The sequence below is a fragment of the Actinokineospora sp. NPDC051303 genome (genome assembly GCF_055586285.1).
Window position 1 is genome coordinate 32120 of sequence record NZ_JBVJIN010000051.1, and the last position, 8069, is coordinate 40188.

The 8069-nt window shown below is 69.8% G+C and carries 4 protein-coding genes; 3 read left to right on the plus strand and 1 reads right to left on the minus strand.

Annotation, left to right across the window (positions count from 1 at the left end):
- Window positions 1-7: 7 nt before the first annotated feature.
- On the minus strand, window positions 8-1549 hold the full coding sequence (locus ACZ6SD_RS27315; protein WP_465319863.1) for an alpha/beta hydrolase: 1542 nt from the start codon (window positions 1547-1549) through the stop codon (window positions 8-10).
- Window positions 1550-1688: 139 nt separating this feature from the next.
- On the opposite strand from ACZ6SD_RS27315, the gene secA2 reads away from it, so the two are divergent.
- The 3 genes from secA2 (at window position 1689) to ACZ6SD_RS27330 (ending at window position 7944) form a co-directional block, all read left to right on the plus strand.
- Window positions 1689-4031 (plus strand): accessory Sec system translocase SecA2, encoded by a 2343-nt coding sequence (secA2, locus tag ACZ6SD_RS27320; RefSeq protein ID WP_465319861.1) that lies wholly within the window; start codon window positions 1689-1691, stop codon window positions 4029-4031.
- Window positions 4032-4737: 706 nt separating this feature from the next.
- The gene (locus ACZ6SD_RS27325) at window positions 4738-6474 is read left to right on the plus strand and encodes an NAD+ synthase (RefSeq protein WP_465319862.1); all 1737 of its coding nucleotides are present in this window, start codon (window positions 4738-4740) and stop codon (window positions 6472-6474) included.
- Between the two features lie 72 nt (window positions 6475-6546).
- Window positions 6547-7944 carry an RNB domain-containing ribonuclease gene (locus tag ACZ6SD_RS27330; protein WP_465319864.1) on the plus strand — a complete coding sequence of 466 codons (1398 nt, stop codon included), beginning with the start codon at window positions 6547-6549 and terminating at the stop codon, window positions 7942-7944.
- Window positions 7945-8069: the final 125 nt, after the last annotated feature.

Sequence of the window (8069 nt, forward strand, 5' to 3'; positions counted from 1 at the left end):
CCTCGCATCACGCCGAGCAGCGGGTCCCCTCCGGCGGCGGCCGCAGGTCGGTGAGATAGGCCGCCCCGGCGGCGTCCACACAGGCCGAGCCCTGGAGGAACGCGGTGTGCTGGGTGGCCTCGTAGGTCAGCAGCGCGCCGCCGAGCGCCTTGGCCAGCGCGACGCCCGCCTCGTACGGGGTGGCCGGGTCGCCGGTCGTGGAGATGACCAGGACCGGCGGCAGGCCGCTGACGGCGGGCAGGTGCGGCTCGCCGCTGTTGGGGACCGGCCAGAACGCGCACGCGTCGAGGGAGTCGGTCGGCGGGCGGCCGTCGTCGAGGAACGGCGCGGCGGCCTTGTAGCGGCGCTGGGCCTCGCGGACGACGGCCTTGTCGGTCACCCGGGGGTCGTCCACGCAGCGCACGGCGGTGAACGCGTCCTGGGTGGTGGAGTACCGGCCGTCCGGTCCGCGTTCGAGATAAGAGTCGGCGAGCAGCATAAGAGTGCGGGCCTGGTTCTGGCCCAGTTCGTTAAGACCGGTGTTGAGTAGTTCCCACAGGTCTTCGCTATAGAGGGCCTGGATAACGGCTGTCGTCGCGTCCGAGTACGACAACCGCCGCCCATCACCGGTGTTTACCGGGCGCTCGGCCAGCGGGCGGGTCAGCTCCTGGTAGCGGGCCTGGGCGCGGTTCGCGTCCCGGCCGAGCGCGCAGTCCTGCCGCTGCACGCACCAGGCGACGAAATCGGTGAACGCGCGCTGGAAGCCCTCGGCCTGGGCGACCAGTTCGGCGACCGCGTCCTGGGTGGGGTCAAGGGCGCCGTCGAGGACCATGGCGCGCACGTTGCCCGGGAACGCCTCGGCGTAGCCGCTGCCGATGCGGGTGCCGTACGAGTAGCCCAGGTAGGTGAGCTTTTCGTCGCCGAGAGCCGAGCGCAGGACGTCGATGTCGCGCACGACGTCGCGGGTGCCGACGTTGGCCAGCAGCGCCGCGCCCTTGCCGGTGCGCTGGGCGCACTTGGCGGCGTAGTCCCGCTCGTCGGCCTCGACCTTGGCGACCCCGGCCGGGGAGGTGTCGAGTTCGTCGTCGTCGGCGCGCTCGGCGTCGCGTTCGGCGTCGGTCAGGCAGCGCACGGTCGGCTCGCTGGACCCGACGCCGCGCGGGTCGAAGCCGACGAAGTCGAACCGCTCGTTGAGCGTGCCCGTCCCGGACAGCCGCGCCGCCGTGGCCAGGCCCGCCGCGCCCGGCCCGCCCGGGTTGACCACCAGCGAGCCGATCCGCTGGTCGGGGCGGGTGGCGGGCTTGCGCAGGACGCCGATGGTGATGGTGTCGCCGTCCGGTTTGGCGTAGTCCAGCGGCACGGTCAGCCGGGCGCACCGGGCGCCCACCGTGGTGGTCAGCGGGCCCCGGTCGACGTCGGCCTTGGCGTAGGGCGCGCAGTTTTCCCAGGTCAGCGGCTGCCCGTAGAACCGGTCGAGGCCCGCGGGGACCGCCCCGGTCGGGCCTTTGCGCTCGGTTTGGGGCGCCTGCTGCCCGGCCGATGAGCATCCCGCCGCCACGGCGAGCAGCATGGCAACCAGCACGACACCGCTCGACCTCCGCACCGGGCCGATCCTGCCACCCGAATGCGGAACTCACCTGCCGTGCTGCACCGTTACCAGCAAGGCGAGAATTGCGTCACTGTTGGACGAGGGAGAGGTGGCCGGAGACGTGGCTGCGTTTCTGACACGGGTCAAGAGCCGGTTTCAGCGTCTGCTGGAGCGGCCGTCGACCGTCGACCTCAAGAAGTACGCCGAGGTGCTGGCCTCGATCGAGTGGCGGGAGGAGCGGGTCGCCAAGCTCTCCGACGCCGAGCTGACCAAGGCGGCCAAGGAGCTGCGCGGCAAGGCCGCGAAGGGCCTGGACTCCCAGGGCATGGTCGAGCTGTGCGCGCTGGGCCGGGAGGCGGCGCGGCGCGGGCTCGACCAGCGGCCCTACGACATGCAGCTCGTCGGCGCGATGGAGCTGCTGCACGGCCGGGTCGTGGAGATGGGCACCGGCGAGGGCAAGACCCTCGCCGGTGCGCTGGCCGCGGCCGGGTACGCGGTGCAGGGGCGGTCGGTGCACGTCATGTCGGTCAACGACTACCTCGCCCGGCGCGACGCGGAGTGGATGCGGCCGGTCTACGAGCTGCTCGGCGTGTCCGTCGGCTGGGTCGAGCAGGAGTCCACGCCCGAGCAGCGGCGCGCGGCCTACCGCTGCGAGGTCACCTACGGCGCGGTCAGCGAGATCGGGTTCGACGTGCTCCGCGACCGGCTGTGCGTCGATGAGGCCGACTTGGTGCAGACCGCGCCGGACGTGGCGCTGGTCGATGAGGCCGACTCGGTGCTGGTGGACGAGGCGCGGGTGCCGCTGGTCATGGCCGGGTCCACCGACGACGCCCAGGGCGACCCCGAGGTGGCCAAGATCGTCCGGACGCTGCGCCCCGGGCAGCACTACGAGCGCGACGAGGACAACCGCAACGCCTGGCTGACCAGCCGCGGCGCGAAGGTGGTCGAGAAGGCCCTCGGCGACATCGACCTCTACTCCGGCGACCACTCCGACCGGCTCGCCGCGGTCAACGCCGCCCTGCACGCGCACGCGCTGCTGCAACGCGACGTCGACTACATCGTCCGCGACGGCAAGGTCCACCTGATCAACACCTCCCGCGGCCGGATCGCGCTGCTGCAACGCTGGCCGGACGGCCTGCAGGCCGCCGTCGAGGCCAAGGAGCGGCTCAAGCCGACCGAGAGCGGCGAGGTCCTCGACTCGATCTCCGTGCAGGGCCTGGTGGGCCGCTACCAGCGGGTCTGCGGCATGACCGGCACCGCGCAGGCCGTCGCCGAGCAACTGCGCGAGTTCTACGAGCTGAAGGTGTCGGTGATCCCGCCGAACAAGCCGTGCGTGCGCGAAGACGAGCCCGACCGGATCTACGACACGATCGAACGCAAAGAGGCCGCGCTGGTCGCCGAGATCGTCGCCCAGCACAAAACCGGGCGGCCGATCCTGGTCGGCACCATGGACGTCGCCGAGTCCGAGCGGATCGCCGAGAAGCTGACCGAGGCTGGCGTGGCCAGCGTGGTGCTCAACGCGAAGAACGACGCGCAAGAGGCGGCGATCGTCGCCGACGCTGGCGCGCACGCCGCCGTCACCGTGTCCACCCAGATGGCCGGCCGAGGCACCGACATCCGCCTCGGCGGCGCCGACGGCGACGACAACGACCACGACAAGGTCGCCGAACTGGGCGGCCTGTACGTGATCGCCTGCGGCCACTACCCCAGCAGCAGGCTCGACAACCAGCTCCGCGGCCGCTCCGGCCGCCAGGGCGACCCCGGCGGATCAGTGGTCTTCGCGAGCCTCGCCGATGAACTCGTCGTCCAGTACGCGCCGGAAGCCGAAGCCGGATCGGAGCCCGAAGAGGACGGACGCTATGACGACGCGACCGCGCAGCGGTTCATCGAGCACGCGCAGCGGGTGGCCGAAGGCGTGCACCTGGACGTCCACCGCAACACGTGGCGGTACACGCGGCTGATCGAGCACCAGCGGGGCTTGGTGCTGGCTTACCGCGACGACGTGCTGCGCACAGACCTCGCGGCGCGTCAGCTCGCGGAACGTTCACCGGAACGCTGGAAAGAGCTAGCCGAAAAGCTGGACGACGAGCAGTTGACGAAGGTGGCCCGGCAGATCGTCCTGTTCCATGTGGATCGGCGGTGGTCGCAGCATCTGGCGTATCTGTCTGACGTGCGGGAGACGATTCACCTGCGCGCGCTGGCCCGGGAGACGCCCATTGACGAGTTCCACCGGGCGGCGATTGCCGAGTTCCGGGGGATTCTCAAGGAGATCGGCGAGCTTTCTGGGGAGACGCTGGAGAGTGCTGAGATCGGGGTGGATGGGGTGGATCTGGAGACTGCTGGGTTGCGGCGGCCTACGTCCACTTGGACGTACATGGTTCATGACAATCCGTTTGACTCTGATGCTGAGCAGGCGTTGCAGCGGGTTCGGGCATCGATGCGGAAGGTGAAGGCTGGGCGGTGAGGGGCCTGCTGTGGGCTCGCTTGGGTGGGGTTGCTCGATGGGGTGGAGTGGTTTCTTTGGGGCCCCTACGAAGGAAGATCCCGTCGTGGGAAAGACGGGTGGGGAGCCTTCGGCCCCACGACCACGGCGAGTTTAGGGATCTTCCTTCTCCCCCAAAGAAACCACTCCACCCCATCGAGCACCTGGCGGGCGTAGGTGCGGCCTGGCAGGAGCATGGGTGCGCTGCTCCCCCATCGAGCACCTGGCGGGGTTTGGCGCGGCCTGATGGGAGGGCGGGTTTGCACCTTGCCCCACCCCTCTGGCACCCGGCAGGGCCGGGCGAGGGTGGGTGCGCGTGCCGTTCCACCCCGTCTCGCGCTGAGCGAGCCTGAGTGCCAGGCCAAGTGGCCAGGGCCCGGGGGCAAACCGGGTACCGCTTCGGCTCCTCACGCCCGCCAAGTGCTGGATCGGGTGGAGTGGTTTCTTCGGGGGAGAAGGAAGATCGCTAAGCTGGCTGCGCGTGTGAGGCCGTAGGCTTCCCACCCGTCTTTCACACGGCGATCTTCCTTCGTAGGGGCCCCGAAGAAACCACTCCACCCGATCCAGCCCCACCAAGCACGCCCCACCAGCCAGCCCACAGCACACCCGACCACCGTGTGCGCAGACGGTAAGCTGAGCCCGGTCACATTTTCGCCTCTAAGGCGAAAACATGGTGGAGGATGGTGGCATGCCGCAGCTTCGTATCGCCCTTGCCCAGGTCAACCCTACTGTCGGGGACCTCTCCGGCAACTCGGCCATGGTGCTTGCCTGGACTCGGAAGGCTGTTGAGGCGGGGGCGCACCTGGTTGTGTTTCCGGAGATGGCGCTTACCGGGTATCCGGTGGAGGACCTTGCCCTGCGGGAGTCCTTCGGGCATGCCGCGCGGGGGGCGTTGGGGGTGTTGGCTGAGACGTTGGCTGACAACGGGTGCGGTGAGATCGCGGTGGTTGTTGGCTATCTCGATCGGGATGAGGTGGGGGCGCGCAACGCCGCTGCTGTTCTGCACGGAGGGGTGGTTGTCGCTCGGCAGTTCAAGCACCATCTGCCGAACTATGGCGTGTTCGATGAGCGTCGGTACTTCAAGGCTGGGCGGTCCCTGGACATTGTGCGGGTGCGGGGGCTGGAGGTGGGCATGGTCATCTGCGAGGACATCTGGCAGGAGGGCGGGCCGATCGCCGCGTTGGGGCAGGCCGGGGTGGATGTGGTGGTCTCGCCCAATGCTTCGCCGTATGAGCGCAAGAAGGACGACGCGCGGTTGCCGCTGGTGGCGCGGCGGGCGCGGGAGGCGGGGGCGCCGCTGGTTTATGTGAACCAGGTTGGTGGTCAGGACGATCTGGTTTTCGACGGTGACTCGATGGTCGTCGGCGCTGATGGGACGTTGCTTGCCCGGGCGCCGCAGTTTGTCGAGGATTTGGGGCTGGTTGATCTCGATCTGCCGGGGGGTGCGGCGAAGACCGACGCCGAGGCCGTTGACGACTTCGCTGTGCGCCGCGTGACCGTGTCGGCGGAGCCGGTGCCCGCTTATGAGCCGCAGCACGCGGGGAGCGTCGCCGAGCCGTTGCCGGAGGAAGCCGAGGTGTGGGCGGCGCTGGTCACGGGGTTGCGGGATTACGCGCAGAAGAACGGGTTTCGGTCGGTGGTGCTGGGGCTGTCCGGGGGGATCGACTCGGCGGTGTGCGCGGCGCTGTCGGTGGACGCGCTGGGGGCGGACGCGGTCTACGGGGTGTCCATGCCGAGTGTGTACTCGTCGGACCACTCGCGGTCGGACGCCAGCGACCTGGCCGAGCGGACTGGGCTGCACTACACCGAGCAGCCGATCGCGGGGATGGTCGAGGTGTTCGTCAACCAGCTCGGGCTGACCGGGCTGGCCGAGGAGAACGTGCAGGCGCGCTGCCGGGGCGTGACGCTGATGGGACTGTCCAACCAGCACGGGCACCTGGTCCTGGCCACCGGCAACAAGACCGAGCTGGCCGTGGGCTACTCCACCATCTACGGCGACGCGGTCGGCGGGTTCGCCCCGATCAAGGACGTGCCCAAGACCCTGGTGTGGGCCCTGGCCCGCTGGCGCAACGCCGAAGCCGAGAAGCACGGCGAGACGCCGCCCATCCCGGAGAGCTCGATCAGCAAGCCGCCCTCGGCTGAGCTGCGGCCGGGCCAGATGGACAGCGACTCGCTGCCGGACTACGAGCTGCTGGACGACGTCCTGGACGACTACATCGAAGGCGACCGCGGCTACGACGACCTGATCGCCGCCGGGTTCGCCCCGGAACTGGTCGACCGGGTGCTGCGGATGGTCGACCGGGCCGAGTACAAGCGCCGCCAGTACCCGCCGGGCACCAAGATCAGCTTCCGGGCGTTCGGCCGGGACCGCAGGCTCCCGATCACCAACGCCTGGCGCGAGGGCGCTCCGCTGGACCTCCCTTAAGACAGGAAGAGGTCGCGCGCGCACCGGCCACGAACGGCGTTCACCGGTTAGGGTGCCAGCGTGAACTCCAGGGTGATCGGGACGGACGGCGCGGCCGTGGACTTCGCCCGGGTCCGCCGAGACTTCGCGCTGCCCGAGCAGTTTCCCGCCGCGGCACTGGCCGAGGCCGAGCAGGCCGTGTCCGACGGCGCGCGCGGCCCCCGGGTGGACGCGACCGACCTGCCGCTGGTCACCATCGACCCACCCGGCGCCAAGGACCTCGACCAGGCGGTGGCCATCGAGCGGCGCGGCGCGGGGTACCGACTGCACTACGCGATCGCCGACCTGGGGGCGTTCGTCGTGCCCGGGGGCGCCTTGGACGCCGAGGTCCGCAAACGCGGCCAGACGATCTACCTGCCGGACGGCAACGTCCCACTGCACCCGACTGTCCTGTCCGAAGGCATCGCGAGCCTGCTCCCCGACCAGGTGAGCCCCGCCGCGCTGTGGACGATCGACTTGGACGAGTCCGGCGAGCCGGTCGACGCCCGGGTGGAACGCGCCCTGGTGCGGTCGGTGGCGCAGTTCGACTACGAGACCGTCCAGTCGAGCTTCGACCGCGGCGATCCCCACCCTTCGGTGGCGGCCCTCCCCGACCTGGGCCGGTTGCGCAGAGCACTGGCGATCCACCGCGGCGCGGTGGAGTTGCAGCTCCCCGAACAGGAAGTCGAGCCTGACGACGCCGGCTGGCGGCTGGTGCTGCGCCCCCGCACCCAGGTGGACGCGTGGAACGCCGAGATGTCCCTGCTCACCGGCATGGCCGCGGCAAAAATCATGCTGGACGTGCGGGTGGGCGTCCTACGCACCCTCCCTGATCCTGACGCCAGCGCCGTCCAGTGGCTACGCCGGTCGGCGAAGGCCCTGGGCATCACCTGGCCAAAGGAGAAAAGCACCGCGGAGCTGCTGTCCGACCTGGACCCAACTCAGCCCGCCGCCCTGGCCCTGTTCATGGACGCCACCCGCCTCCTACGCGGCGCCGGATACACCGTCTTCGACGGCGAACCCCCACCCCTGAGCACCCACGCAGGCGTAGCGGCCTCTTACGCGCACGTCACCGCTCCCCTGCGCAGACTGGTAGACCGCTTCGGCACCGAAATCTGCCTGGCGGTTTGCGCGGGCAAGGAGATCCCGGACTGGGTGCGGGAGGCCTTGCCCAGCCTCCCAGTCCTGATGGAATCCTCCGACAGCCTGGCCAGCAAGGTCGACCGAGCCTGCCTGGACCAGGTGGAAGCCTGGGTCCTCCACGACCAAATCGGCCAAGAGTTCGACGCGGTAGTCCTCCGCGCGGAACCGACAACGGCGGAAATCTTCATCGCCACCCCGCCAGTCCTGGCCAAGTGCACCGGAACCTCCCTTCCCGAAGGCGAAACCATCCGAGTGCGCTTGACGGAGGCCGACGAGGTACGACGCAGGGTGACCTTCGAGCGGGTGTGAGCGGCTGCTCGCTTCTTCGGTTTTTTGGCGGGTGGGGCTGGATCGGGTGGAGTGGTTTCTTCGGGGCCCCTACGAAGGAAGATCGCCGTGTGAAAGACGGGTGGGAAGCCTACGGCCTCACACGC